The 25,176-nt window shown below is 58.2% G+C and carries 19 protein-coding genes and 3 pseudogenes; 7 read left to right on the top strand and 15 right to left on the bottom strand.

Annotated elements, in window-relative coordinates:
- Nucleotides 1-62: 62 nt before the first annotated feature.
- The 3 genes from P3T43_RS13880 to P3T43_RS13870 all read right to left on the bottom strand — a co-directional run bounded on the left by P3T43_RS13880 (nucleotide 63) and on the right by P3T43_RS13870 (nucleotide 2,913).
- Nucleotides 63-758 carry an OmpA family protein gene (locus P3T43_RS13880; protein ID WP_429281617.1) on the bottom strand — a complete coding sequence of 232 codons (696 nt, stop codon included), beginning with the start codon at nucleotides 756-758 and terminating at the stop codon, nucleotides 63-65.
- A 60-nt stretch (nucleotides 759-818) separates the two neighbouring features.
- Nucleotides 819-1,583, bottom strand: coding sequence for a flagellar motor protein (locus tag P3T43_RS13875; protein WP_429281616.1), 765 nt, complete (start codon nucleotides 1,581-1,583; stop codon nucleotides 819-821).
- Between the two features lie 85 nt (nucleotides 1,584-1,668).
- On the bottom strand, nucleotides 1,669-2,913 hold the full coding sequence (locus tag P3T43_RS13870; protein WP_429281615.1) for a cyclic nucleotide-binding domain-containing protein: 1,245 nt from the start codon (nucleotides 2,911-2,913) through the stop codon (nucleotides 1,669-1,671).
- A gap of 385 nt (nucleotides 2,914-3,298) precedes the next feature.
- Here P3T43_RS13870 and P3T43_RS13865 point away from each other — a divergent pair, with 385 nt between their 5' ends.
- A complete protein-coding gene (locus P3T43_RS13865; RefSeq protein ID WP_429281614.1) occupies nucleotides 3,299-4,168 on the top strand; it encodes an endo alpha-1,4 polygalactosaminidase in 870 nt (289 codons plus the stop codon).
- A gap of 222 nt (nucleotides 4,169-4,390) precedes the next feature.
- Here the strand turns inward: P3T43_RS13865 and P3T43_RS13860 are convergent, their stop codons facing one another.
- The 5 genes and pseudogenes from P3T43_RS13860 to P3T43_RS13840 all read right to left on the bottom strand — a co-directional run.
- Nucleotides 4,391-5,188 carry a carboxymuconolactone decarboxylase family protein gene (locus P3T43_RS13860; protein ID WP_429281613.1) on the bottom strand — a complete coding sequence of 266 codons (798 nt, stop codon included), beginning with the start codon at nucleotides 5,186-5,188 and terminating at the stop codon, nucleotides 4,391-4,393.
- A 514-nt stretch (nucleotides 5,189-5,702) separates the two neighbouring features.
- Nucleotides 5,703-6,476, bottom strand: a complete 774-nt coding sequence (locus P3T43_RS13855; protein WP_429281612.1) for an MBL fold metallo-hydrolase — start codon at nucleotides 6,474-6,476, stop codon at nucleotides 5,703-5,705.
- A gap of 322 nt (nucleotides 6,477-6,798) precedes the next feature.
- Nucleotides 6,799-8,229: a methyl-accepting chemotaxis protein gene (locus P3T43_RS13850; protein WP_429281611.1), complete on the bottom strand. Its 1,431-nt coding sequence runs from the start codon at nucleotides 8,227-8,229 to the stop codon at nucleotides 6,799-6,801.
- A gap of 433 nt (nucleotides 8,230-8,662) precedes the next feature.
- Nucleotides 8,663-9,264: pseudogene (locus P3T43_RS13845) on the bottom strand (LysR substrate-binding domain-containing protein).
- A gap of 168 nt (nucleotides 9,265-9,432) precedes the next feature.
- Nucleotides 9,433-9,507: pseudogene (locus P3T43_RS13840) on the bottom strand (hypothetical protein); the annotation flags it as partial.
- 367 nt (nucleotides 9,508-9,874) lie between these two features.
- On the opposite strand from P3T43_RS13840, the gene P3T43_RS13835 reads away from it, so the two are divergent.
- A complete protein-coding gene (locus P3T43_RS13835; RefSeq protein ID WP_429281610.1) occupies nucleotides 9,875-10,282 on the top strand; it encodes a hypothetical protein in 408 nt (135 codons plus the stop codon).
- Nucleotides 10,283-10,483: 201 nt separating this feature from the next.
- Here the strand turns inward: P3T43_RS13835 and P3T43_RS13830 are convergent, their stop codons facing one another.
- From P3T43_RS13830 to P3T43_RS13820, 3 genes are all read right to left on the bottom strand, one after another.
- The gene (locus P3T43_RS13830; RefSeq protein ID WP_429281609.1) at nucleotides 10,484-10,882 is read right to left on the bottom strand and encodes a nuclear transport factor 2 family protein; all 399 of its coding nucleotides are present in this window, start codon (nucleotides 10,880-10,882) and stop codon (nucleotides 10,484-10,486) included.
- Between the two features lie 421 nt (nucleotides 10,883-11,303).
- Nucleotides 11,304-11,855: a carboxymuconolactone decarboxylase family protein gene (locus tag P3T43_RS13825; RefSeq protein ID WP_429281608.1), complete on the bottom strand. Its 552-nt coding sequence runs from the start codon at nucleotides 11,853-11,855 to the stop codon at nucleotides 11,304-11,306.
- Between the two features lie 323 nt (nucleotides 11,856-12,178).
- On the bottom strand, nucleotides 12,179-12,706 hold the full coding sequence (locus P3T43_RS13820) for a winged helix-turn-helix transcriptional regulator (protein ID WP_429281607.1): 528 nt from the start codon (nucleotides 12,704-12,706) through the stop codon (nucleotides 12,179-12,181).
- A gap of 319 nt (nucleotides 12,707-13,025) precedes the next feature.
- Here P3T43_RS13820 and P3T43_RS13815 point away from each other — a divergent pair, with 319 nt between their 5' ends.
- The 3 genes and pseudogenes from P3T43_RS13815 to P3T43_RS13805 all read left to right on the top strand — a co-directional run bounded on the left by P3T43_RS13815 (nucleotide 13,026) and on the right by P3T43_RS13805 (nucleotide 18,936).
- Nucleotides 13,026-14,276, top strand: coding sequence for an efflux RND transporter periplasmic adaptor subunit (locus tag P3T43_RS13815; RefSeq protein WP_429281606.1), 1,251 nt, complete (start codon nucleotides 13,026-13,028; stop codon nucleotides 14,274-14,276).
- Nucleotides 14,273-17,464, top strand: a pseudogene (locus tag P3T43_RS13810) (efflux RND transporter permease subunit). Before P3T43_RS13815 ends, P3T43_RS13810 begins: the two are co-directional and overlap by 4 nt.
- Nucleotides 17,461-18,936, top strand: a complete 1,476-nt coding sequence (locus tag P3T43_RS13805) for an efflux transporter outer membrane subunit (RefSeq protein ID WP_429281605.1) — start codon at nucleotides 17,461-17,463, stop codon at nucleotides 18,934-18,936. The pseudogene P3T43_RS13810 and the gene P3T43_RS13805 overlap by 4 nt, the downstream one beginning before the upstream one ends.
- A gap of 207 nt (nucleotides 18,937-19,143) precedes the next feature.
- Here P3T43_RS13805 and P3T43_RS13800 read toward each other — a convergent pair whose 3' ends face one another.
- The gene (locus P3T43_RS13800; RefSeq protein WP_429281604.1) at nucleotides 19,144-19,707 is read right to left on the bottom strand and encodes a methylated-DNA--[protein]-cysteine S-methyltransferase; all 564 of its coding nucleotides are present in this window, start codon (nucleotides 19,705-19,707) and stop codon (nucleotides 19,144-19,146) included.
- Between the two features lie 323 nt (nucleotides 19,708-20,030).
- Between P3T43_RS13800 and P3T43_RS13795 the strand changes: the two genes are divergently transcribed.
- Nucleotides 20,031-20,411: a DUF3331 domain-containing protein gene (locus P3T43_RS13795; protein ID WP_429281603.1), complete on the top strand. Its 381-nt coding sequence runs from the start codon at nucleotides 20,031-20,033 to the stop codon at nucleotides 20,409-20,411.
- 313 nt (nucleotides 20,412-20,724) lie between these two features.
- Here P3T43_RS13795 and P3T43_RS13790 read toward each other — a convergent pair whose 3' ends face one another.
- Nucleotides 20,725-21,594 carry an SDR family oxidoreductase gene (locus P3T43_RS13790; RefSeq protein ID WP_429281602.1) on the bottom strand — a complete coding sequence of 290 codons (870 nt, stop codon included), beginning with the start codon at nucleotides 21,592-21,594 and terminating at the stop codon, nucleotides 20,725-20,727.
- 251 nt (nucleotides 21,595-21,845) lie between these two features.
- Here P3T43_RS13790 and P3T43_RS13785 point away from each other — a divergent pair, with 251 nt between their 5' ends.
- Entirely contained in the window at nucleotides 21,846-22,436 is a 591-nt protein-coding gene (locus P3T43_RS13785) for a TetR/AcrR family transcriptional regulator (RefSeq protein WP_429281601.1), read from the top strand.
- 39 nt (nucleotides 22,437-22,475) lie between these two features.
- On the opposite strand, the gene P3T43_RS13780 is transcribed toward P3T43_RS13785, so the two are convergent.
- Both P3T43_RS13780 and P3T43_RS13775 read right to left on the bottom strand, forming a co-directional pair.
- Nucleotides 22,476-22,922, bottom strand: a complete 447-nt coding sequence (locus tag P3T43_RS13780; RefSeq protein WP_429281600.1) for a tautomerase family protein — start codon at nucleotides 22,920-22,922, stop codon at nucleotides 22,476-22,478.
- 306 nt (nucleotides 22,923-23,228) lie between these two features.
- Nucleotides 23,229-25,025 (bottom strand): FAD-dependent oxidoreductase, encoded by a 1,797-nt coding sequence (locus P3T43_RS13775; RefSeq protein ID WP_429281599.1) that lies wholly within the window; start codon nucleotides 25,023-25,025, stop codon nucleotides 23,229-23,231.
- Between the last annotated feature and the right edge of the window lie 151 nt (nucleotides 25,026-25,176).

Here is a 25,176-nt window from a genome sequence, read left to right as displayed (position 1 = left end):
CAGACCGTCAGGTCTGGGCATCTTTTCTCTCAATCCAACGAACTGCCCACCTCGAAGCCCGTTCAGTCCTCTACCAAAATCGTCACGCGACGATTGGCGGCCCTCGCAGTCGGGTCATCGCCAATGACGAGCGGAAAATTGTCAGCCCGACCCACCGCAGCCATCCGATGGGCTTCAACGCCTTCACCAGCAAAGAACCGTACTACGGCCCCTGCTCGCGCCGACGAAAGTTCCCAGTTCGACTCGTACTTCGAATTCGAAATGGGAACACTGTCGGTGTGACCTTCCACCAGAATGTCCCGGGTCGAATGGTCTCTCAGGATCGCAGCAACCTTGTTCAGTACCCCCGACGATTCAGGCAACAGGTGAGCCTCGCCCGAGTTGAACAGGATCTTCGCGTTGATGGCAATCTCAACGCCTTGCGGCGCGCTAGTGATCGAAATCTGTTGGCTGGCGCGTAGAGGCTCCAGCAGCGAAAGCAGTCGCTGCCTCGTGGCAACCGCTTGTGCTGCCGCCTCGGTGGGCGCTGCGATGGGCTTTGCCGTCGTTCGTTGACTGACAACCTGTCGCTCCAGCAGCTTGAGTTCGAGTTCCCGGTACCTGGCCAACTGCATCACATACAGCGCGAGGAATAGCACCATCAAGGTGGTAATGAGGTCTGCGTACGAGATGAGCCAACGTCCGGCGTGCTCCTCCGTATCGTCGTCGTAGCCGGTCTTGTTCGCCGCCAGGCGCTTGCTGTCAGGGGAGGCATTCATCGAGGTAAAGCCTGCTCTCATTGAGTGTCAAATCGGACGCCTGCCACTGGCCAACGCAGGCTAGCCCAGTAGCTCAGCGGATCGTTCACGAACGTCGCCGGCGAGTCGGGTTGCTATCGTATGCGGCGACTCCTTCCGCGAGATCGCCAGCAAACCATCACGGTATAGGGATCTGAAACGCATTTCAGTATCCACCTGTGCCCGGATTTTCCCGTAGAGCGGCAGGAAAACCAGGTTTGCCAGCGCGAGCCCGTAGAGCGTCGCCACGAAAGCGACAGCGATACCTTGCCCCAGCTGCGACGGCTCGAGCATATGGCTGGTCACCTGAATCAGACCGAGCACGGCACCGAGAATGCCGAACGTCGGCGCGTAGCCCCCGGCTTGCTGCCATATACGTGCCGCCGTCATATGGTTGCGTTGATACGCATCCAGTTCGCGTTGCAACGCGTCGTCGAGGACTGTCGTTGAAACGCCGTTCGCCAGTAACTCCAGCCCACGCTTTGCAAACGGGTTGATGCCGGCAGTATCGATTGACTCGAATGCCATCATGCCGTTGAGTTTCGCCTGATCTCCCCACTCGAGCAGCACCGACAGGCTTTCCTGGTCGACGGGTCTCACCTTCACGAAGGCGAGACGCAGTTGCTTTATGCCATCAAAGAATCGCGCCCAGGTGTTCTGGATCATCACCGCCCCAAGCGTGCCGCCCAACACGATGACGAACGCCTGCAACTGCAGCAGGCTCGCGAAGTGTCCACCCTCAAGGGTAAATCCGGCAACGATCGCCGAGGCACCAAACACCACACCAAACAGCGTCAAAAAATCCATACGTCCTCTCAAACGGCGGCGAGGTAAATCGCGACCAGAGCTCAATCGGGTCGCTTCGCATGAGTCACGTGTTACGCGTTACAGGTTACGCGCCCACCGCTGCGCGCGAGGTTGCGCTGACAGCGGGTGATTTGATCGCGCGGACCGCTTCGACGAAGCGCTCTTCAATCTCCGCGACTTCGAGCGGATCGATCTTGATGTCGCGTCGCATCACCCACGACACCTCTTTCTTCCGCGCCTCAGTCATGGCCGACATCAGGCGTTCAGCGACCGGCAGGCCGTCGATCGCAGCCAGCAACTTGGCAAGGTCATAGGTATCGAAGGCGCTGATGGCCTCGAACAGCGTGCGCTGGTCGACTGACTCGAGATCATCGAGAGTCTTCAGATCGCTTGCGCTGCGCATGTTACGTCGCGAAAAATAGGCAACGCCCTTTTCTTCCACGTAATTCAGTACCTTGGTCTTACGGAATGCGAACAGATCCTCCGCAATCTCACCGTGGGAGAGCTTGTTCAGAATGACCTGCTTCTCGACACCAATCAGTGCCTCCAGATCCGTAAGCTCGATCAGCTCAAGTTCACTGCTGATGGAAATATCCAGATCTGCATCTGCAACCTGTTGCGCCCGCTCGGTGATGCGCATACGGTCGAACGTGACCAACTGACGGCTCGTCGCGCCATCCCGAGCCGAGTAGCGTGCGGACGACACCCCCACGCGCTCGGAGCCGCCTGGCTCGAGCGTGACAAGGTTGAGCTTTTCCATCCGCCTGAGCATGGTCATCACGTGCGGCCTGGAGTGACCCGCGATTGCGTGAAACTTCTTGATCACGTCCGCCAACGGCACCGCTGACTCATCGCCTGGCGAGCGGCGGCCACGCGCATCGATTGAATCGGCCGACTCCTGATTCGCCATCAGTGCCAGAACATGCGCGTAAGAAAGCACACCCGGCAGGAAATCAGCATGCGTGTAGGTCGCAAGAAGATCGTCCTTTTTCTTCGTGCGTCGTATCAGCGTACGAATCATGTGGCGCAGAAGCGGTGAGGCACGCTCCAGTTCTTCCTCGACGAGACTTGTCGCGATGACGGTCAACTGGCAGAAGCTGGTTGCTTTCGCGGTGTGGGCGCGCGGTTCGGCGGGTAACAACGATGCTTCACCAAAGAACTCGCCCTTCCCCAGCGTCGCGAGGACGACCTTCTTCTCGTCACAGTGGGTGGATATTTCGATTTTGCCTTCGGCAATCACGTAGATGACCGGCTCGCCTGCGAAGCCTTCCGAGTAGATGACTTCGCCAGGCGCGGCCGTACGGGACCATGAGGTTTTTTGCTGATTCAAGATGATTCCCCGGAAAAGTCGATTTTTTTCGAACTGCGGATCTTGAGCGCTCGCATGTTCGATGTTGGCCTGGTTTGGCGCAATAACGGCATCCGATACGCATATCTTTAGCGCGCCAGCGGCATGGCGCGATGCGCAGTTTTATTTGTGGACTCGCTCAGCTGTTCAAAGGGTCAGACGCATGCCAGCATCCTGCAAATTAAAGTTACGCATCGAGAGGCCGTTATGGCGTTCATACGTACGGTGCCGTCTTTCTTCACCTGATTCAGATGACGCACAAGTGGTACGCGGCCACACGTGTCAGAAAGCGACTCGACACGCCGCAGCCCAGGCAGCGCGACAAACCAAAATACGCTGGTTTAGCCACATGAAAAGAACGATGCGAATGGCAATGCTCTGGATCGCGGTAACGGCCGTGCTGGCAGGTTGTGGAGGGGGTGGAGACGGCTCGTCGGCGACTGCCGCGTCCAGCTCGTCCACCGTTTCGGCAACCCCCACCACGGCAGCGACGGCCACGACGTCAGCCGCGCAATGGGTCCCGGCTGCCAGCGACACGTGGCAATGGCAGTTGAGCGGTACGATCGACACCTCGTACCACGTGCAGGTCTATGACATCGATCTGTTCGACGCGCCGCAAGCGACCATCGACAGCCTGAAGGCCCAGGGCCGCAAGGTCGTCTGCTATTTCTCCGCCGGCAGCGCGGAAAACTGGCGCCCCGACTACGCCGGTTTTCAGGCCGCCGATCTGGGCAACGACCTGGACGGATGGGCCGGCGAGCGTTGGGTCGACACTCGCTCCACCAACGTCCGCAACATCATGCTGGCCAGACTCGACCTCGCGCTCAGCAAAGGGTGCAACGGCGTCGAGCCGGACAACGTCGATGGCTACACCAACAACCCCGGATTTCCCCTGACCAGCGCAACGCAAGCCGACTACAACCTGTTCCTCGCGAACGCAGCGCACATGCGTGGCCTCGCCGTCGCGCTCAAGAACGACACCGACCAGATCGGCACGCTTGGCGCGAGCTTCGACTTCGCGATCAACGAGCAGTGTCACCAGTATGACGAGTGCAGCGACTACACCGCTTTCCAGGCAACGGGCAAAGCGGTGTTCAACGCCGAATACGCGACGCAATACGTTCAAAACACGAATGGCGCTCGCGATGCGCTGTGTCAGTCGGCGCGAGCCGCGAATTTACGCACGCTGATATTGCCGGTCGCCCTCGACGACAGCTTCCGCTACAGCTGCGATTGACGGACCCAAGCACCCACGAGACAACTGCAAACTCCGCCTCCCAAACGCTCTCCACCGCGTAGAGCGTCGACTCCGCAAAGCCCTGGCAACGAATCTGATCGGATCGCCGATGATCGGAAACAGCCGCGTGGCACCATCCAGTGTCTCAGTCATCTGGTTTAGTGTCATTCGAATACCTCGGCTATATCGATCGATTGCTGCGGCACGCTGGATGGCGCGAAATCAACCCGGGCGTCGCGCAAGGACGTCCTTCACAACGGGCAGCGCCGTAAAGACATTTGGCCAGCCAGCATAAAAGGCCAGCTGCGTCATGACTTCCGACGCCTGTTCCGCGGTCAAGCCGTTATCCATGGCGCGGTTCAGGTGATAGGTGAGTTGCCCGACCTGTCCTGTTGCGACCAGAGCGCTCACGGTGACAAGACTGCGATCCCTCGGTGCCAGACCGGGTCTCAACCACAGATCATTGAACAGCGAGTCGCGGGTGAACTGAACGACCCCTGGCGACACCCTGCCGAAGTTCTGCTGTACCGTGCTTTCTCGCTGGGCCTCTGCAGCCTTGTCGAGAGGAAGAAGCTCGACAGTCGCGTCCGGCAACTGTGCGGCGGTGATTCCAAGTCGTTCAAATACGGTATTCGTTACTTTCGCAGCAGCGGTGGCGTTCGCCCAACCGGAGTAAAACGCGAGATGCGCGAGGATCTCTGAAATCTCGCTGGGCTTGAGTCCGCTTTCGAGCGCGAGATCGAGATAGAACGGCAACTCTGCGCTCTGATTGCGGGCAATCAGCACGGAGAGCGTCACGACACTACGGTCTCGTGGGGACAGGTGTGGATGTTTCCACAGATCACCCAGCACTACATCGTTCGTATAGCGCTCAAGCGCGGGTGAAACGTTGCGCATTCCGGCGAACGATGTCGCGGAGGGTGAGCGATCCAGACTAGTCATATCCGTTTTCCTTTCGAGCGGCGAGCAGGCCGCAGTACCAAGCGCCAACGACAGCATCACCACAGCAACCATCCTCATCGGCGTGCCCTCCGGTAGCTCAGTCCGCATTGAAATCATTCGATCGTCGCGACACCGTTCGATGCCGGCGGGACGCGCTGTTCTCCCGGCTCCAGTCGCAATATAGACAACAGGGATAAATAGGCATTGCACCGCATCTGCAATCTAACGTGTCCCTTTGTCTGCGACTAGGCGCTGGAATCGGCAAACACCTATGAAATGAGTTCATCAATGCGTCGCGAAAGCTACAACGACGTCCTTGCGCTGATCGCCGTCTCGCGCGAGCGCAGTCTTGCGCAGCCGCACGTCGAATTACTCTTCTTGGCAGTGACGACTCTCGCAGCAAGATTCCGCGGTTTGCTACCTGTTGAGAGAATCCCCGCTGTCGCAGACAGATGTCCGATGTCGTTTGCACGCCGGAAAGCAGTCGTTCCGCTTTGGCAGTCCAATGTCGGATGGTGTCCGGCATACGCCGACCAATTCCTTCAAGCGAAATCCAGCAGGCAACACAGCGAACCACCGCCCCCGCTAGCGATCAGGTACGCTTAGCCAGATACGCATCGACCAGTTCGACCAGTCGTTCTCGTCCGAAGCTCCCGTCGTGCCCTGCATGGACCACTTGCACGGGCAATTCACGCAAGCGCTTCATCGTGCGCACATAAGTGGGAATATCAGCGCCGCCTATCTCGTCCAGGAGCGGGCCATCGTAGATCGCATCGCCCGAGAACAGCGTGCCGGATGCCGCTTCCCACAGGCCAATACTGCCGGGTGAGTGGCCAGGCAGATGCAGGACTTCAAAATGCCGGTTGCCGAGATCGACGATGTTCCCTTCCCTGACGATTTCCGTGACCGTCGCGGCCCGCACGCGATAGTCGGACATCGAGTAATCAGCGCTGGGAAGGGCCGTGATCAGATCGCCGTCGAACGGATAACCTGCATCGCGATACCGGCGAATTGCTGCGTCGCCCAATACCGACGCCAGAAGCGTGCCTGGCTCGTGCGGCGAGCGCAGGTTCTCTGCCTCCAGTTCGTGAACCAGCGTGTGTTCGAACTCGTGATGTCCGCCGACGTGATCCGAATGCGTGTGCGTCGCAACGGCAGTGACATTTTTCTGCAGCAGGTGCCTGGCCGTATCCCGCAGACTGACGATACCCATTCCGGTGTCGATCATCAGGTCCCGGTCGCGGCCGCGCACATGCCAGATATTGCAGCGCATCAGCGGCACGACGTGAGGTTCCCAAAGCAGGGTGATGTCGTCGCTGATGCGCTTGAGTTCAAACCATCGGTCGGCAATCGGTAGCGTGGTCATGCGGAGTCGCTCACGAGTAAAGAGGTGTTACTTTGACACACTTCGCATCGCACTTCGAGAGCGTTGAGACTGGCATCGTCGGATTGGTGCGTGGAACATAACGTCAGACATTCTTGCTGGCACCTGCTGTTCCCCACCCTCCACTACCATATTCAAGCTAAGCGTCGCCTCAGGTGCAACCATCGCGAACGCGCTTGTTGCGTCTTCGGTATCGCGTGCAAGATCTCCGACCCATCTGCGATCAATTTTGAGTTCGTTCTCCGGCAATCGCTCGATATTGAGGAGTCGCCAATACCCAAAGTCTGCGAGAGAAATGACCGGTTTAAAGCTGAAAAGTGCTGACCACGGCATTCAGCCTGGCGGCCTGCCCCCTCAGACTCTCCGTTGCGGCAGCGCTCTGCTCGACGAGCGCCGCATTCTGCTGCGTCACAGCTTCAAGTTGCATCACTGCTGCACTGACCTGTGTGATGCCTGTCGTCTGCTCGCCACTACTCTGCGAGATGGTTCCGATCAGTTCGCTGACAAGCCTCGCCTGATGCACCACGTGGTCGATCCGGCCGCCCGCTTCGTTGACGATTTCGACGCCGAAGCCGACCCTGCCCGTGCTATCGCCGATCAACTCCTTGATTTCTTTCGCGGCACTGGCCGAACGCTGCGCGAGTGAGCGCACTTCGGTCGCGACGACCGCGAAACCCCGGCCCTGCGCACCCGCACGCGCAGCCTCCACAGCCGCGTTCAGGGCAAGGATGTTGGTCTGAAATGCGATGCTGTCGACCACACCACTGATGTCCGAGATACGCGCCGAGGCTTGCGAAATCTCCTGCATTGTTGCGACGACACGGCCCACCGCTTCGCCGCCAGCAAAAGCCGCTGCCGACGCGGCACCCGAGAGTTCAGCGACTTCTCCGGCGGTACGTGCTGTATCCGTTACAGAGCCAGTCAGGCGTTCCATGGAAACCGTGGTCGTCTGCAGGCTGGACGCCTGCTCTTCAGTGCGCTGACTGAGATACAGATTGCCGAGTGCAATTTCGGATGCAGCATTTTCGATTGAGGCAGCGGCAGCGCTCACTTCACGCATACCCGTCTGCATCTTCTGGATTGCAGCCTTCAGCAAACGGGCCGTCGGCGCGCTCACCTCCACCGCAGCGACGTCCAGACAGAGCTGGCCGTCATGGTCGATGGCGTGCACAACCTTTTGCAACTCGGCTGCCTCGATCGCACCCCGGCGCAGACAGACCGCGAGATACATCTCGATGCCAGTCTGCCCCGCAACATAGGTGGTATGAAGCACCATCTTCCACAGGTCTGGCGTGGCCGTACAGTAGACCGCAAAGCTGAGAGCCTGCAACCGGTCGAACAGGAAGTGATGAACCACGAACAGCGTGGCGGCAAGAACAAGCACCCGCCAGTCCTGATAGACCAGCAACAAGCCAAGCAGCACAAAAACGCCAAAGTGGAACTCCACGGTGCCGCGTGCCAACTGGATGTGCAACGCCACCAGTGCGACATTGCACACGGTCAACAGCACACGGCTCGCCACGCTGCCGCGCGCCATGGCGAATGCACCCACGCCCACGAGTAACGCCGGAGCACTAACCGCTAATGCGAGGACCGAATCGCCGTAATAACTGCCGACCGCCAACGCAAGAACAGTGGACACACACAAGGCGATCAGCAGGACGAGGTCACCAGAACGCGCGATAGCGTCGAGCTCCACGGTCCATGACGTGCGCGCCGTTGTTTGTTCAGACATTTCAAACTCCTCCTCGCGGCCAGCACACATCCGTTCTTTGCGCGCAGATGCCATTGACGCAGTGTCAAGAAATGACGGGATCAGGTACGACAGGCAGTTGACTCGATAAACCTGTACACACGCGCGTGTTGGGGCACGATTGGGTGGAGTCCCAGAAAGTCGAGTGAGGGACGAAATAAAGCCACCGTTTTGCGCGCATTTTCCTGACCGAGCAATGGATGTATCGGCAGTTTGAAAGGTTTCTTTAGCACTTTTATTGAGTCAAACCCGACTCACGCAGATTTAATTTCGCACATTGCGAATTTTTTGGCGAATCAGGCTCGTGTTGACGCAATGTGGGAGATTCGGGATCTGAGCCGCGACGGTGGATGACGGCAGCAATCTTCAATCCGCCTGGACTGAACTGACCGGCGCTCTAGGCACACCGTCATCATCAAACGGCAGAGATTCGCGCCTTAAGGCCCGGTAACATGAAGTCGAGAAAAGCTCGCAACTTGAGCGGCAGCGCTGCCTGCCCGGCATGTACGAGATGAATCGGTCGCGGTGTCTGCTCGAATTTCTCCAGGACAAGCTGTAAGCGGCCCTCGCGCAAGGCATCGGCTACCTGATATAACAGAACTTGCGTCAGCCCAACCCCGTGCGTCGCAGCATCGATTGCCGATTCCGCCGTGTTCGTCACCAGTCGCGAGTGAATCCGCACGGCCCGGTCCGATTTTCCGGCGGACAAAGTCCACGCCCGGGGCGAAGTCAGTCCGTCGAAGGTGATGCACGCGTGATTGCCAGTTCGTCTGGATTGTCCGGCGTGCCGTAGGCAGCCAGATAATCAGGACTCCCGCATACAACGAAACGTGCCTCACCGACACGCAACGCAACGAACGTGCTGTCCGGCAACTGACCAATGCGCACCGCGACATCGACATGTTCGTCGAAAAGATGCACGTTGCGATCCGTGAGAAACAGGCGGGCGTCGATCTCCGGATATTGCTTAAGAAATGCTGCGAGGACAGGGACGACGTGCAGGCGACCAAAAACCACGGGCGCCGTGATCACCAGATAGCCTTTGGGGGCGGTGTATTCGCCGGTCGCCGCCCGCTCGAGTTCTCCGACCTCCTCGAGGATGCGCCGGCAGGTTGCGACGTACGCTTCGCCGGCCTCGGTCAGCGAAAGTTGCCGCGTAGTGCGATGAAGCAAGCGCGTCTTCAGGTGCGCTTCGAGGTCGCCGAGTTTGCGGCTGACCGTCGCTAGCGGCATGGCGAGCTGCCGGGACGCCCCGGACATGCTACCCGTATCAACGACCGCGACCAGAATGGCCATCGCTTCGAAACGGTCCATGAGTATCTCGATCACCGGAAGAAAGGTTCTTAATGCTAACGGATTCTTCCCTGATCCGGAGGCGACCCTGCCATCTGGTCACGCAACGGTCAAATGGGCAGGCAAACATCGCGACTCGCAAAGAGGTGTACGCCTCGCAAGACCCTCCGTTTGCACCTTCTCGAGAGCATTCTTTTGCTCCTCGGTTGCACGCCCACCCGTGGACTTGCAACACGGCGTTACCATAGTGCATCGGGTTACCCATCGGCCCTCGAAACGCAGATGCGACGAGGCCTGAGCCGTTGGCATCAGCAATGGTATGGAGATTCTTGAAATGACTCAATCGTTCAGTTGGACCAGGCGGCTTGCGCTATTTTTTCAGCGCCTTTGGCAACCGACGTGTGCGTGCATGACATGCATGCCAGGAAGCTGGACGAGCATCGCCAGCCTCGTGCATTGGACGATCGCCTTCAGAACGGGGATATTCACCGGCCTATTGGCCGTCCTGCTGACCTTCTCACCGGCGGCCAGGCTTTACCAGAACCGTTATGGGAACGCGCTCGTAATGGGGTGTTTGACGGCCCTGGGCGATGCGTATTCACATCCCAGCCACTACCGCATCCCCGCCCTCGAACATCTGGCTACAGGGGTTGTTTCGGGATTGCTGGCGCTGGCGGCCTCGTTTCTCTTCGAGGATCGCGGCCGGCGCGTCCGCTTGATGTGGCATCGCGTAACAGGATGATTGCCCGATCGTTGGTTATCTATTCATCGATCGTTAGATTGCGCCTATCAGCTATGTCGCTGTCACCGTTTCCCGCATTTGATTCACTGGCAAACGGTGGCCGGATTTGTGTGTGGGTGTCCGATTTATAACCCGCTGAAGCGACAGGCACGATGAACGACGGGTTCTAAACGCAAGGATCGTTCAAGCTTAAGCTGAACGTCAGAGCATCGCAAAAGCCTCTTTCCAGGCGGCGCCATCCGTGTATTGACGGAAACTCGTGAGACGGCCCTCGCGTACCGTCCACACATGAACGAAATCAGCCTCCAGGTGCCGCCCTGTTGCGCGCACCGAGCCCCTGTAGAGACCGAATGCTGCGCATTGATCGTTCTCGGTCAGAAATTGGACTGGCTCGATCATGAATTGTTCGAAATCGCGGCTTATTCCATCAAAAACAGTTGCCACCACAGCATCGACTCCTTCAACCGTACCTTGATAGTACGGAGAGGCTTTCGCTTCCGTCCAATTGATGCGCGGATTGAACAGGGCGAGAGCCGCTGCCGCGTCACCACGTTCAAGCGTAGCATAGAGATTTCGAACAATCGTCTCGGTATCTGACATCGTGTTCTCCAGTTAGACATCGCTTCGGGTCATGCGCGCGACGCAGACTCGGCATAGTCCTGTCGACCTCCCGCTGGCCTAATTTCCAGGCATCATTTCGTGTTGGCAAGAGGAGTGACGTTAAACATTAATAGCCTCGCAAAGAAGCCGCCTTATCGCCCACCGTGGACATCAAGACGCTCCTCTACCAGCGAATGACCTCCGCACAATCCGGCTTGGTGACCGTTTTCCATGAACCCTCCGCTCGCGGGCCCCTTTGCTTTTTGTGAACCGCTACACATCTGAAGTAACTTGACGGAGGGCGTAAACACCACGTCACGGCCATACTGTAGTGAACTACCCATCGTGCCCTCCGTCATTTCCCGACGGCGCCATCAACCAAGTTGTCGCCGCTATGCGGCATCGCCTTAGTCCCTACGTGTCATGCCTTTTGCGCGTGAACGACGGGGAAGTCGATCTCGGTGTCAGCAACCGTGTTGACATAGTTTGTCCAGATGTTGAACGCTACATTCAGCACGATTTCGATCACGGCAGGCTCGCTGTAACCGGCGGCCTTGACGGCCTTCAGGTCGACGTCCGACACGCGACCGCGTGCATCGGTCACCTGCTTGGCGAACAGCACGGCAGCGGCCGCTTTCGGATCGTTTGAACCGCCGTTGCGGTTAGCAATGGTTTCGGCGTCATCGAGCTTGACGACGTTCTTTCCCAGGTACGTATGGGCCGACAGACAATAGTCACACCCATTGATCTCGGCCACGGCCAGTGCGATACGCTCACGCGTCTGTGCCGACAGTTCGCCCTTGCCCAACGGGCCCATCAGGCTCAGATAGCCTTCGAGCGCCGCCGGGCGGTTGCCGACCATGCGGAACAGGTTCGGCACGACACCGAGTTGTTTGTTGACAGCTTCAAGCAGGCCGTGGGACGCAGCGGGCGCGTCATTGACGGTAGCGGGGGTATGGATACGTGACGCCATAATGACCTCTCCTTTGGAAAAAAGGTTGCATCGAGCAACTGAGCGCAATCTTATGGAGTCCTCGATTCAAAGAGAATCCGTTAGTATCGGGAATCTTTTTCTCGGATTGCGAGAGAGTAACCGATCAACTTGAGGCGATGTCTCTTCTGGCGGGCGTGGTAGACGCAGACAGTCTGTCGACTGCATTTGGTCGGCTGGACATTGCACTGGCGATGGTCTTTCGCAACGCCGGAAAGATAGAGGAGCACGTGGCAGGTTCGGCAAGGTCGCCGTAGAGTGTGGCGGCGCCAGCAACCTGACTTACGTCCGCGCAGATATCCAGACTAACTTGCAGACAAGTTGTTGGACTCATTGCCGAGGACCCGTTCGTTACGGTCTTTAATCACCGCGTACGTTGTCGCCGTTGCACCAGGACCGGGGATGTACCGGACGTCTCGGAACGTCAAAGGCCCGCCATCTGAACCGCGGACCTCAACCCTTTCGACGGGTTGTCCATTGCTGTTTTCAATCAGCGTGATCGGTGGCTTTCCGTTCGGAGAGAGCCATTGATCGCCCCATTGAATGAGCGCAACGAGCACAGGATAAAGCGACTCGCCTTTATCAGTTAACCGATACCCAAACGCATTGGCACGCTCCGCTAATGGGAACCGTTCAAGCACTCCAAGCTGAATCAGTCGCTCGAGCCTGACTGTCAGCACGTTCCGCGCGATGCCGAGTTCGCTCTGGAACTCATCGAACCGCGTTCTCCCTTGGGTGCATTCGCGCACGATCAACAGCGTCCACCACTCACCGACCTCATCGAGAGCGCGAGCGATCGAGCAGTTTTTTCCATCAAGGCGTTTTCTATACATGATGGATTAAATACTACTGGAATTTTTATCACGCCACTTACCCGGTCTGCGGGTAACAGCTTCCCAGTTTCGACCAGTAGCGTGATGCAACTGTCTTTTCTATAGTTTCGTCACGAAACCTGCACTGCGAATCAACCACAGAAACCCGCATGGATCGCCGACTCGAAGCGATACGGAGTGCGTGAATTGACGCGATGCGCCTTGAAATTGTGGCTTACGTCTATAATCTTGATCCGAGACAGTGAACATGGGTCATCCAGCACATCGTTGGGCGATACGCCGACCATTATTCCAACCTGCTAAACAATTTGGGAATTTTATGAATGATCGTTTTAACCCGACCGAGGTGGGTGATTTTTCCCCAAAAATATCGGCGGACGTTGGCCGACCGAGATGGGTTGGCAAGGCCATCGCCCTGGCGGTGATCGTTGCTGTTGCAGCTACGGCATATCACCTGCATGTATCCAGCACGGCGTCCGTCGCGGCGCCACCGGCGACATCGGTCGCGGTCAGCGTACCGCTCCAGCAAAACATCGAGGCACGGCTTGGCTTCCTCGGGCAGTTCTCCGCGGTCAACCGCGTTGAACTTCGGGCGCAGGTCGGCGGCACACTCACCCAGATCGCGTTTAAGGACGGTGATATCGTGCACAAAGGGGACCTTCTGTTCGAGATCGACCCTGAGCCCTATCAGATCAAGCTAAGTGAAGCGACCGCGCAAATGGAGTCTGCGAAAGCCCGCTTGGCACTCGCGACGCGGGAACTGGCGCGTGCGCAGGAACTGCAACGTTCTGAAGCAGGTACGGTTGAAAACGTTGATCAGAAGGTTGCTGAGCAGCATGCCGCTCAGGCGGCAGTCGACGATGCGGGCGCTCAGGTTCAGGACGCGAAGTTCGATCTGGACCGATGCAAGATCTATGCACCGTTCACAGGACGCATGGGTACGCACCTTGTGTCGACAGGCAATCTGGTATCGGGAAGCCGCGCCGGAAGCAGCCCGACGACGCTGCTCGCAACGATTGTTTCGCTCGATCCCGTCTATCTCGACTTCGACATGAGCGAAAACGACTACGCGACGTTTCAGCAGTCCCGCGCAGGACACAAAGGTGCGCTGGAAGACTCGGTCAGCATTTCCCCAACGGGAGACGCCAGTTTTTCGCGTAAAGGGACACTGAACTTCATCGACAATTCGCTCGACCGCTCGAGCGGCACGATTCACGCTCGCGCAACGATTCCCAATAGCGACCTCGCCCTCACCCCCGGCGGATTTGCGCGAATCCAGCTTGCGACTTCGGCGCCCCAACCAGCCTTGCTTGTTCCCGACGCAGCAGTGCTCGCCGACCAGACCGACCACATGGTCTATGTCGTTGGCGACGATAACGTCGTCACGCCAAGGAAAGTGGAGATTGGCGATCTGCGCGATGGTCTGAGAATCATCCGAGCGGGCCTCGCGACCACTGACAAGATCGTGATTGATGGTATTCCCACAGTCAGGCCGGGTGCCAAGATCACTCCTCATGCAGGGACCATTCAGCCTGCGCCCGCACAGGCTGCCGAGGGAGCGACATCGTGAAACTCACACACTTTTTTATTGAGCATCCGCGCTTTGCAGCGGTCCTTAATATATTCGTAGTGCTCATCGGTCTCGCAACGATGATGTCGCTGCCCGTTGCCCAGTATCCGAACATCGTCCCCACCACCATCCAGATCACGACATCCTATCCGGGTGCATCTGCGGACGTGATCGCGCGAACCGTGGCAACGCCGCTTGAGCAGTCGATCAATGGCGTCGAGAACATGGATTACATGTCGAGCCAGTCGACCGGCAACGGTCAACTGACGATCACGGTGATCTTCAAGGTAGGGACCAATCCGGATACAGCGCTCCTCCTCACGCGTAGCCGCGTCGAGGACACGCTTTCGCGTTTGCCACAAGACGTTCAGCTGCAAGGCGTTCAGGTTAAAAAGACCATTCAGGCGCTACTGCTCGGCGTCCATGTCTACTCCCCGGACGGATCGCGCAGTCCCGAGTACATGTCCAACTACATGCTCAAGATTCGCGATCAGATTGCGCGTCTGCCGGGCGTATCGGACTTCCAGCTGTTCGGTGAGCGACAGTACGCGATGCGGATCTGAATCGATTCGGACAAGGCCGCGGCTTACAACATCCGCGCAAATGAAATTCTGACTGCATTGCGCGCCCAGAACGCGCCGGTATCGGCAGGTGTGCTGAATCAACCGCCTGTTTCCAGCAAGGGTAGCGGCGCCTACCAGATCAACATCGATGCGCTCGGCCGTCTGAGCACGCCTGAGCAGTTCGGCGATGTCGTTATCAAGTCCGATGCGCAGGGACGTGTCACGCGCATCCGTGACATTGGCCGCGTTGAACTGGGTTCGGTGGATTATGGCTCGAAGGCTTATGCGGACCGCTATGCATCGACACCGTGGTTTGTGATTGCCACGCCGGACGCGAACGTGGTGCAGGTCGAGCACGCCGTTTGGGACAAGATGGCCGAACTGAAGAAGAACTTCCCGCCCGGCATCGACTACGTGAAGATTTATGACCCAACCACGTTCGTCAGCCAGTCAATCGAAGAAGTGATCAAGACGATCGCGATTGCGGTATTGCTGGTGGTGGGCGTGGTGTACCTCTTCCTTCAGAACTGGCGTGCGACCATCATCCCGGTGGTTGCGATCCCGGTTTCGCTGATCGGCACATTCACGATTCTTTCGTTGTTTGGCGCCTCGATCAATAACCTCTCGCTATTCGGGCTTGTCCTTGCGGTCGGGATTGTCGTTGACGATGCCATCGTCGTGGTCGAGAACGTCGAGCGGAACATGGCGCTGGGCATGTCGCCGCGAGAGGCTGCGCATCAGACCATGAACGAAGTCTCCACCGCCATCATCGCCATCGCTCTGACGCTGTGCGCGGTGTTCGGGCCCACGGCGTTGATGTCGGGCATTTCGGGTCTGTTTTTCAAGCAGTTCGCGATCACGATCGCCGCATCCACCGTCATCTCGTGCTTCGTCTCGCTCACGTTGAGCCCGGCGCTCTGCGCGGTGCTGCTCAAACCACACGACATGGAAAAGACGCACGGCGGAACGACCACCCTTGGCCGCCTGCATCACGCCGTCTTTGGCCGCTTCAATACGTCGTTCGAATGGTTATCGTCGAAGTACGGCAAGATGACCGGTCGTTTCGTGCGTGCGACCACGGTCATGCTGATCGTCTATGCCGGCCTGATCGGCGCGACGGCCCTGCAGATGTCGAGGATGCCGACCGGCTTCATTCCGGATCAGGACATCGGCTATCAGGCGGTGATCGCCTTTCTCCCGCCTGGCTCCAGCCTCGAGCGCACGGACAAGGTCATCCGCGAAATCAACGACATTGTTCTCACGACACCTGGCATGCAAGGTGTGACGCATACGTCGCCAGTGGCAGGCTTTGATGTCACCACCGGCACCATTGCGCCCAATGTGGGGACGCTGTTCTACGGTCTACCTTCGCTATATGGCAAGCACGTTCCAGGCGTCAATGCGGCTTCGATGCTGGTCACGCTGCGCAAGCGCGTCTCTGTGATCAAGGACGCCGTGGTGGTGGTGATCAATCCCCCGCCCGTGCAGGGTCTCGGTTCCGCCGGCGGTTTCAAGCTGATGCTCGAAGATCGTGGCGGGCTGGGGCCTCAGGCTCTCGCCAACGCGACTAACGCGCTTGTCGCTGCAGCCAGAAACGACAAAGTCCTTGGCGGTGTATTCACGCTTTATAACGCAGGCGCCCCGTCCGTCTATGCAGATATCGACCGCCTCAAGGCAGAGAAAGTCGGCCTCACGCCGAGTGATGTGTTCTCGACGATGGATCTCTATCTTGGTTCGCAATACGTGAATGACTTCAACTATCTGGGCCGCAGCTATCAGGTGCGCGTACAGGGCGATGAATCGTTCCGCCAGACACCGGAGGACATCGGCCGGCTCAAGGTCCGCAATGCTAACGGCGATATGGTGCCGATCAGCAGCGTGGCCACCTTTAAAAACACCACCCAACCGTATCGTGTGCCGCGCTACAACCTGTACCCAGCAGCTGAAATCATGGGTGCAGCCGGCCCGGGATTCTCGTCCGGTGAAGCGATCGAGCACATGGAACAGCTCGCAAACCAGGTTCTTCCGAACGGCATCTCATACGAATGGACAGACCTGGCTCATCAGCAGAAAGAACAGACCATGTCTCCGCTCGTGATTTTCGCGGCATCGGCATTGTTCGTGTTCCTGGTGCTCGCCGCGCAGTACGAAAGCTGGAAAACACCCCTCGCGATCGTGCTGATCGTACCGATGTGTCTGCTCGCGGCTGCGATCGGTCTGAACATGCGGGGGATGCCAATCGACATCCTCGCGCAGATTGGCTTCGTCGTGCTCGTGGGGCTAGCCGCAAAGAACGCCATCCTCATCGTGGAGTTCGCCAGGCAAAGGCAGGAGGAGGACGGAGTCGGGGCGGAAGATGCGGCAGTGCACGCGGCTCACGTGCGCTTGCGCCCCATTCTCATGACGTCGTTTGCGTTTATTGCCGGTGTGGCGCCGCTTGCCATCGCCACAGGCGCCGGCTCAGAAATGCGACAGTCATTAGGGACTACTGTGTTTTTCGGCATGCTCGGCGTGACGATCTTTGGCCTCGCCTTCACACCGGCGTTCTACGCGTTTGTTCGCAAGCTCGGAATCAAGGGCGCAGCCCCTTTGCCCCAGAGGCTTAGCGGTGGAGATGCAAAATGAAGCACGTGATATCCAAAACATCGAAAGCAATCGTCAGCAGTCTGATTATCGGTGCGGCCCTCGCCGGATGCGCCGTTGGGCCGGACTACGTTGCACCTGAGACGAAACTCGCGCCCTTCCATAACAAGGATGCGGTCGCGAGCAGACAAACGACACTGGCCGCGCCGAAGCTGGACAACTGGTGGACCGGCTTCAACGATCCCATGCTCGCGACAGTGGTCCAGCGCGCGCTCGATCAGAACCTGGATCTACAGGCGTCTATCGCGCGAGTCGCCCAGGCGCGAGCAGCGGCGCAAGCTGCCGGTGCCGCACTGCTCCCGACGGTTGATGCCAACGCATCCTATACAGCCGAGCACCAGAGCACGCAAAGTCCGCTCGGCGCGCTGGCCAGTGCCTTCCCGAACTACAGTCGCGACCAGAAAGATTACGTTGTCGGCGCGACGGCCAGCTGGGAAATCGATCTGGCGGGTGGGCTGCGGCGTGCCCACACCGCTGCCCGTGACGAGGAGCAGGCCGCTGAAGCGGCACAACTCGGCACGCGCGTGACGGTCGCAGCCGATGCGGCTGACGCTTATCTGCAGATCAGGGGACTTCAGGCTCGAGTTGCCGTCACGCAAGATCAGATCGACACCGATGCACACTTGCTGGAACTGGTGAAGGCACGCAAGCAGGCCGGCGCGGCCGACGAACGCGAAGTCGCTCAGGCCGAAGCCCTGTTGCGTCAGGCGCGCGCAACGATGCCCACACTGCGGGTGAATCTCGAGGCCCAACTGAACCGCCTCGACGTGCTGATGGGCGCTCAGCCCGGGACGTACGCAGCGGAGCTCGGCACGAACGCCGCTGTCATCCCCGATATTCCCGCGATCGGCACTGGTGACCAGCCTGTCGACGTCCTGCGCCGCCGCCCTGACATCATTGCGGCAGAACGTCATCTGGCCGCTTCCAATGAGCAAATCGGGGTTGCGCTTTCCGACTACTATCCGAAGATTTCGCTCTCAGGCGCCCTGGGCTTCGACAGCCTGACGACCAATCATCTGCTCAGCGCGAAGTCATTTGAGCCTATTGGCACTGGAGCACTGCAGTGGCGCCTGTTCGACTTCGGCAAGGTGGATGCGGAGGTCAAAAACGCCCGCGGTGCGCATGCAGAAGCGCTGGCGCAGTATAAAGAAGCGGCGCTCAAGGCCACGGAGGATGTCGAGGATGCGTTCATTGCTCTCTCGCAGACAGAAATCGAGGCCCAGGAACTGCAACTTGAAGTCGACTCGCTCACCAGGGCACGGGACCTCTCTGAGAAAGCCTATCGCGCCGGTTCCATCACGTTGACTGATGTGCTGGACGCGGACCGGCAGCTCCTCGTGTCGCGAGACGAGCTTGACGCCACGAAGGCCGATGCAGCCCGGGCCGCGGTCCGAACATTCCGTGCGTTAGGCGGCGGATGGGATGCACCTCAGCAGGTTGCAGCGGCAAACTGACGCGTCCAAACCAAGCAGGAACATCCAGGGCCCGATGGCCTGGATGTTCCTATCTTCGCTACTCTTCGAATTTCCTCAGCGATTATGTTGTGCAATGCTGAGGCAAAATTCCGCGCCAATCCGCCAACCTCGTAGTTCGCTTTTTTTGGAAAATTCTTTGGGGCGGACGGCGTGGTCTGTTCGTTTCAACAGAAACAATCAGTGGCGCTAACTGAACAGATCAAGGGTCTGTGCACCGACGACTGATGTCTTTTTTGCAGCCCTCGGTCCCCATCGGGCATCCTCGAGGACCAGCAGTGTCTCCTTGCGATCGAGCCCACCCGCAAAACCAGTCAGCTCGCCGGACGATCCGATCACGCGGTGACAAGGCGCCACAATAGAGATCGGATTGCGCCCGTTCGCGGCGCCAACGGCTCTAACTGCCTTGGGACTTCCTATGGAAGCCGCGATCTCGGCATACGTACGAGTCTCCCCGTAAGGTATATCGACCAGCGCGTTCCAGACTTTCTTCTGAAACTCGGTTCCCCGGAAGTCGAGTGGAATCTCGAACCGGTTCCGCTTGCCGGCGAAATACTCTTCGAGCTGACGTTCCACGTTGAGTAACGTCGGATCATTCGCCTCCTCGTGAAGCGTACCCAGGCGGACCCTGCCTGGTCGCTCGTTCTCCCACAGAATGGCCACCAAAGCGGCCAGGCTAGTAACCAGCGTAAGCCGTCCAACCGGCGACGAAATGGTTTTGTACAGAAACTGCGGAGATGGGTGCTGCTCCATATACGACTCTCATTTTTGACTAACAGTGACATTCAACCGTTGTACCCGTGTTCCACATCATTCTACGTGCACAGTCCATGTCTGCCATATCGCCAGCGGATCTGGCCGAAAACACAGCCCGACCGCGCCACAGAAAGATTATATACGTAATCCATATTGATCGATCGGCGGGTCGGAGGCGGTACCTTCGTCTAATTGTGGCATCCGGAAGTGTCATGCCACACTGGTTCTTCGATGTCAGGCAGACCACCACGTGATTTCTGATGACGTCCGGTGCTCAACGTTGCCTACGTGGAGAGTGAAATGGGAACTCAACGCAATGTGTGGGAGCAGACCCTCAGGGTCTTGCCCGAGTCTCGTCGACGGACAAGAATTCTGATGAATCCGACTCTGGCCAGGACGACCGCATTCTTCATGATAACTGGTGGAAGCGAGTCGGCGATTGCGGAATACCGCCATCCGTATATGTTTCGATTCTCGAACGAACTTCACGGTCCGTCTTGTGGATTTGCTGGTGTGATGCGACAACGGGGAGATATGGAGAGCAATGCTGGAAATTGCGAACTTCCCGCACTAAATCTGTTTGCGCGCTGAGTGGTGCGACCATCCAGCGCGGGGATTCCATCTACAAGCCTTATTCACAAGGCCAAAGCCCGGGCAATGTGTGCCACGTCATACTGGCGGAAGCATTGGAAAGTCTGTAGCTGGGTCTGGGCACCCGCAATACTTCGGACAGCGATGAAGTCGCCAGCGTCGGCGCCTTTCAAAAATCGAGAAGTCACACACAGCTTCATGAGTTGCACGCCTGAAAGCGTCAACGGAGCCACCGAGGCCGCTCCACAGGTTCCATATGAACGCTCAAAGACCGTCACAAAACGGCGTTGAAATTCTCGAAGCTATGTGAACGGGCAGTCGCCCTTCCAGGCGTACTTGTTGAAAGCCTGCTTTAACACCACCAATCAGTCACCAGGACACGAATGCACATTGTCCCGGTGACGGACCGCCTCACCCAACGGATCAGGCGGATTTCAACGCGTTGAGGTGCTCCATACCGATGTCGGCAACCAGTTTGGACTGGATCGGCTCAATCGCCGCATTCGCAGCGTTGGCGCCAAAATCCAGCCCGACCGTCACACGGTTAGGACGCTGACCGCTCGGCTGCGCAATCAGGTCGACCAGCGTCGTTGCGACATCATGCGGGTCGGGCGCGCCTTCCGAGCTGAACAGACCGCCCAGAAATTCCTCGAATCCCGCCTGCAGCTTGACGAGGTCACCGTAGCTCTCCGCCCGGCCGATATCCGCCGGCTTCTGGATTGCCGTGTAGAGCTTCGTCGGATAGGGACCCGGCTGAAGCAGCACGACATCGATCCCCTGCTGCGACAGCTCGTAGCGGTAGCCTTCGGTCACCGCTTCCACGGCGTGTTTGGTTGCGCCATACAACGCGAAAAACGGCAACGTCACGCGGCCGAGAATGGAGCCGATGTTGACGATGAGACCACTCCTCGCCTTGTGCATGCTCGGCAGCGCGGCACGCGTCACGCGCTGGATGCCGAAGACATTCACATCGAACATCGCGCGGGTCTGCTCCGGCGTGAAGGTTTCCTGGATCCCGCCAGCCGCGATGCCGGCGTTATTGATCAGGACATCGAGCTTGCCACCGGTCTTTGCAAACAGCGCCTTGAATGCAGCGTCGACACTCGCATCATCCGTGACATCGAGTTCGAGCGTCTCGATGCCCCTGGAATTGAGCGCCTGCGCAGCTTCGCGATGACGGCCGTGCACGTCGCGCATGGTCGCGAAAACGCGATGACCGGCAGCAGCCAGCGTCACAGCAATGTCGTTGCCAAAACCGTTAGAGGTACCGGTGATGAGGATCGTCTTGGACATCGTATTTCCTTAAAAATATGCTTACAAGTAAGTCGAAACTGCCGGAAATTCCAGTGAGAGCCTCGTTACAGATCAGGAGCAGAAAATCGCCGTATCCCGCATCAGCGCAATTTCTGTAACGAACGTTACTGAATATAGATGACGTCGTGAATGGCGTCAAGAAATTCTTTAACGTACACTACAGATATCGTTTTGTAGCGGGGTGAGTGATGTTGCGAGGGCGTCCAAGAGAGTTCGACCGGGAGAAGGCGTTGACTGAGGCCATGCTGCTTTTCTGGCGCAAAGGTTTTCATGCGACCTCTTTGCGTGATCTGGGCGATGCGTTGAACATTCGCATGCCAAGCCTGTATGCCGCCTTTGGCAGCAAGGAGGCGCTCTACGTCGAGGCGGTCGATCTTTATATGCGGGCCACCCGCACGCTGTTGTGGCAACACCTGGAGAATGGTCAGCGGGCGCGTGAGGCGATTCGCGAGCTTCTGGTTGCGACAGCAGGTGAACTGACCAATCGCGAGGCGCATCCGGGCGGCTGCATGGTCACCTTTGCGACGACGGATGAAGACATGCCGACCGATGTCATAGCTGCGATCCTAGATGCGCGGCAGGATTGGCTCGACATTATTCGTGAACGACTGGAAGCCGCTGTCACCGAAGGCGAGCTTCCAGGCTCAACTGATGTGAACGCACTGAGCCGCTTCTATTTCTCAATGGTGCAAAGTATCGGGATTCAGGCACATGACGGTGTGCCATATGCGGAACTCGTGACCATCGTCGACATTGCGATGTCAGCATGGCCTGTGGCGCCTGCCAAAGGCCCGGCTATCGAAGCGAGTCGTGTCGCATAACAGAAACAACCCCGATGCACGCGGCGCGCTTGATGCGCCCTATCGAGCGCCTTTCAAACTCAACATGTACGCACGATCTTCCTCTGGCAGCGCTTCGAGCCACTCGGCTTCCGAACCTGGTTTTGGCAGGACCTGCCCGTACTCGACCATGTTCGAGGGTGCAAGCTCGGCGATGTAGGCCCACACATAACGCCTCTCTAGCCGGGTGATTTTGTGTATGGACGCGATAACGTCATCGAGCAGCAGTTTCTTCTGTTCCTCGGTGCGTCCTGCCCGTATGTGGCCGTGTACGAATACCTGTTTGGTCTCGATCAACACGCCACCCATGAAATGATTATCCGCTGGGATTTCATTGAAGATCACCTGCGCAAAGAAACCTTGCGCACCGGTCGCGCTGCTATGCGCCCGCGTGATTTCTTCGGCGACCTGCTTCTTCTGAGCAGACGTCAAAAGGCCATGCGTTGCATTAACGAAGTAAGTGGGCATCTGAAGTCTCCTTGAGCAAATGGATTAAAAGCATGCGATGCAATATCCAACCGGGCTGATCGATCCAGACACCATTCGTCTGATCAATTTCTCACGCTCTTCGTCACGTCCGCGCAATTGGAGAGCGCCTGAAATGCGCCCTGATCGCGAAGACCCCGCCTTGTCCAACGCATTGTGACAGCTACCTGCACGGACCCGGTATGGAATCATTCGCGACATTTCGCGCAACGAAACATCGCGGATAGCGTCGCCTGAGTCGATCTATAACGCCGGTAGCTCATCGCCTCGCATGCACCCAGTTCACCATCATCCCAGGCCCACACCTCGCGTAGGAGCGGCGCCGCCAAGGGCGAGCTGCCGACGCTCCTGAAGCACACCGTGTATCTGCGAAACGACAGCTGCCCCCTCTCCTACGCCGGCCGCAACCCGCTTGGTCGAGCCTGACCGTACGTCGCCGATTGCAAAGACGCCGGGAACGCTCGTCTCAAGCGTCCGATCTGTATCATCCAGGCGCCTGTGCGCTCGCGAGCCTGTCAGCACGAATCCTTTTTCATCGGTCGTCACGTTGCACCCTGTGAGCCACTCCGTATTCGGCACGGCGCCTGTGAAGAGAAAGAGATGTTTCACCGCAAACGACAGGGCATCTCCGACCTTTAGACAGTCGATCCTTGCCAGGCCTGAATCGTCACCACTCAGTGAGGTAATTTCAGTCTGTACATGCAGCGTGACATTGGGCAACCGCGCAATCCTGTCGATGAGATACCGCGACATGCTGGCTTCGAGGCCCTGTGCACGGATCAGAAGATGCACCTGCTTTGCGTGAGACGCCAGAAAGACGACACCCTGGCCGGCAGAGTTACCACCGCCTACGATAACCACATCGAGGCCTTTACATAATTTCGCTTCAATCGGAGAGGTGCCAAAAAAAACGCCACGCCCGATAAAGCGCTCAAGCCCTTCGATATCCGGCTTTCTGTAGGCCGCTCCCGACGCAATCACCACCGCGTGAGCCTTGATCGCTCTGTGGTCTTCCAGCTCTACTTCGATCGGCGTGCACTCGCAGTGCAAGACCTGGGCCTTGGACGGAATGCTGATATGGACGCCGAATTTCTGGGCCTGGATGAACGCTCTGCCCGTCAGCGCCTGCCCGGAAACCCCGGTCGGAAATCCAAGGTAGTTTTCGATTCGGGCGCTCGCGCTTGCCTGCCCTCCCGGACCTCGACTATCGAAGATGGTGACGGACAGGCCCTCAGAGGCCGCATAGACCGCTGCTGCCAGTCCAGCCGGGCCGGCACCGACGATCACCAGGTCGTAGGTATGGTCCGCATCGAATTCGGGTAGCCAGCCGAGTTGTGCCGCTACGTGATTTTCATCGGGTGCCCGCAACACCGTGCCGTCCGGACAGACCATGATGGGAAAATCCGCTTTTGACGCGGAGATTCGTTCCAGCAACCGAACCGTCTCCGGATCGTCCCGCGCATCGATTACCGTATGCGGATACGCATTTCTCCGCAGCAGCCGTTGCAGGGTAATCATCCGGACATCGGCCGTATCGCCGACCAGTACGGGTCCGCTGCCGTTTTCAATCAATGCGGCACGCCGGATGATCAATGCCCGCATGATCTTCTCGCCGATTTCCGCTTCCGTCACAAGCAGATTTCGCAGATCCGCAGGCGCTATGACAATACCTTCGGTATCCTCGATAGCATGACCGTCACCGAGACAGGGGTGGCCAAACAGCTGCGCAATTTCGCCGAGGAAATGTCCGGCATGCTGATCGACGACGCGATGGACTCGCCCGATCGCATCTCTTCGCGACACTCGCACCAGACCATTGAGGATGACTATCAGTCCACGACTGGGATATCCCATCGTGAATAGCGTCTCGCCCGCCTTCCATTTCGACACGGATCCGAATGCACGAGTGCGCTCTACTTCGCGCGCGGACAGCGACGGAAGCATCTGGTGAAGCCGGCTGGACAGCGGTGAAAACGCAGCGTCGGCTTCAATCGCTTCTATCTCCGCTGCGCTGTGCTGCGAAATCACATTCGACGCGTCGATCAGATAGCGTCGTGACAAAGGTTCCGCCTCATCCAGCGTCATCGTGGGATCGGTGCAGGGTGCCGTCCGATCATCTGGTTCATCCTGACTAGTCATGGCTTTCCCGTCAAACAGGCGAAAACGAAAGACATCGTAGAGCTTAGCGCTGAAAAGATGTCGTTGCAAACAGGGCCCAGATGGAGCAGGCGCGTCC

This window comes from Paraburkholderia sp. GAS41 (assembly GCF_050436545.1).
Taxonomy (GTDB): Bacteria; Pseudomonadota; Gammaproteobacteria; order Burkholderiales; family Burkholderiaceae; genus Paraburkholderia.
This window is presented reverse-complemented; position numbering and strand designations above follow the sequence as displayed.